The sequence below is a fragment of the Endozoicomonas sp. SESOKO3 genome, from assembly GCF_024606255.1.
The window spans coordinates 1-1,606 of the sequence record NZ_JAHHPR010000566.1; the positions used below are offsets into that span (position 1 = coordinate 1).

The 1,606-nt window shown below is 47.1% G+C and carries 1 protein-coding gene; it reads left to right on the forward strand.

All coding sequences use genetic code 11. The annotated features are described in order from the left end of the window. Positions 1 to 1,606, forward strand: a 1,606-nt coding sequence (locus KDK18_RS09750; protein WP_257254713.1) for a hypothetical protein, incomplete at both ends; no start/stop codon positions are given.

A 1,606-nucleotide genomic window follows, 5' to 3' on the forward strand; every position in this document is an offset into this window, starting at 1 on the left:
ATGAGCTTGACAGGCAAATGGCTCGCCTGGGACCTAAACCCCGATACGTTCTTGATCGTGAGCTAGCCAGAGCCAGAGAAGACACAGAAGAAGCTGAAAAGGAACTGGAGGAACTTCATCGCAAACTGGATGCTATTCATCTTAAACAAGTGGTATTAGCAGAGTCTGCTGACGTCCCCCCCGACAGGGATAAAATCATTAAGGCTCTCAATGGGGCAATCAAACACATTCATGCCAGGTTGGGCCTGAGTCAGGCTGATAATCAAATCCTTGAAGACTTATTAAACGACATCGAACGTTATTTTCAGAAAAGCAAATACTATTCACAAAGCGAAGTTGGCGTCATTCAACAGCTGTGGACTACCGTTAGTGTTACGAAAATCCCTTTTGAGTTTGACCGTGATAACCATTTAAATGTAGGCAATTACATTAATGCCATCAGAGAATATGCAGCCTCCCATGATCGAAATGAAGGCGATGAAGCATTGGGTGAACTGCCCGAAACCAGGAAAAAGTACACTCAGATCACGAAATTCCTGCATGAGCACGAGGCGAGAGAAATGGCATTGGCCTATGCACAAGATGAACAAAAGCAAACACAACTGGAGCTGAACAGTAAAAATCAGGCGATAGAGCACTCCAAAGGCATCGATCCGAAAACCAAAACCAAACTTGAGCAAGATAGAGAAGTGCTGGATTTAGTCCTGAGACAGAAAAAAGCAAAAACATCAAAAGCACAAGAAGCTCTGAAGGCCCATGAAGCGAATCTTGCAGCCATTGAAGACGACATAGGTCATAAGCCAGACCCTGCTGCCCGCTTTGCTGACCGGGTGGAAGCCGTGAAAAACAAACAGTTACAACTGGGTGGGAACGATGGCACTGGCGGCAAGATCCTGCAACTGACCCAAAAAAAGAAAAGTCTAAAAAGTGAAGTAGAAGGCAAAAAAGCGGAATTAGAGATATTAAGGGAAGCTCTGAGGGCTGCAGAGTATGCCGTTGAAAACGAGGGTGGTCCCTTCCAGTACACGCCGAAACAGGTAAAAATACTGGCCGATTTGCACGCCTTCATACGGGCGCATCCTCTCAAGAAACAGGCTCTGGAAGCTGTCATTGGTCTGGCAAAGTCAGCAGAACTGAGCGGTAAGCCAATACCCAATCTACTGGCTTTTGACTTGGACGATGAATTTGCACCGATTCGCTTACAGGCAGAGGTTGGGGACGATCTGACGTTTAATCAGGCCAGTCGGATGGTGGAAGTCTTCAAGAATCTGAAGACAATGCAATTCACGTTTGAGCCTCTGGAAGATCAGTCTCAGAATCCTTTGGAAGCAGTCCAGAAGCTGGCGGACAGGGCAAGAACTCACATTAAAAGCGGGCCACAACAATACGACGATGAAATCCTCGGCATGGGCGAAGCCGCTATTCACTTCGTCGAGCATGAACCGGGGGACCTGAAGAGCTTCTCGGAATATTTCGCTACCTATTCTGCCAGTGGCAACAGGATCGTCGCTCTGCTGCGTGAAGGTCTGATCAGCAAGTTTGAACTTGAAAACTACATGAAGGCCGTCAGAGGTGTCGACGGATATCAGACAGTGGATGAATTTGA